The organism is Escherichia sp. KCJ4928, assembly GCF_004352695.1.
Lineage (GTDB): Bacteria > Pseudomonadota > Gammaproteobacteria > Enterobacterales > Enterobacteriaceae > ECMA0423.
The window spans coordinates 1-634 of the sequence record NZ_SJWV01000535.1; the positions used below are offsets into that span (position 1 = coordinate 1).

The 634-nt window shown below is 60.6% G+C and carries 2 protein-coding genes; both read left to right on the forward strand.

The window, feature by feature from the left end; translation table 11 throughout:
• Positions 1-303, forward strand: a 303-nt coding sequence (locus E0D98_RS25385; protein WP_165941076.1) for a hypothetical protein, incomplete at its 5' end; no start/stop codon positions are given.
• Positions 304-378: 75 nt separating this feature from the next.
• Positions 379-634: DNA methyltransferase (locus E0D98_RS25390; RefSeq protein WP_274612001.1), on the forward strand; the 256-nt coding region annotated here is incomplete at its 3' end.

The following is a 634-nucleotide window of genomic DNA, read 5'->3' on the forward strand; positions in this document are numbered from 1 at the left end:
GACGGAGACGGGCGGGCAACCGCCCGTTTCTTTTCCGGTAAAGGATGTCGCCGTGCTCCTCTTTTTACTGCGCCGGCTGACGCGGCGCGGCATAAACGCTGCCTGTGGTCAGTGTCCCGCGTCCGGCGGGCACGGGACGGGCGCTTTTACCGCTCCCGGCTGGCGTCGGTGACAGTGTACGCCAGCCTGTCGCCCTTTTCTGATGAACGCCCTTCAAGCCGCTTTCGCGGCATAGCCTTGCCGTCAAACAGACGACGGCTGCGGTATTCCACGGTCGGCCTGACCCGTTACCGGACGCGGTGAACAGCCCACAGGCAGCGGGGAACGGGCACCACAGGGGTGCCCTCCCGGTGCCCACTGTAAGAGAAGGAGTTTTGTATGTCCCGTTTTGTCCTCGGTAACTGCATCGATGTTATGGCCCGTATTCCTGATAACGCCATTGATTTCATCCTCACCGACCCGCCGTACCTCGTCGGTTTCCGTGACCGTTCCGGGCGCACCATCGCTGGCGATAAAACCGATGAATGGCTGCAACCGGCCTGTAATGAAATGTACCGCGTACTCAAAAAAGACGCGCTGATGGTCAGCTTCTACGGCTGGCACCGTATTGACCGCTTTATGGCGGCCTGGAAAC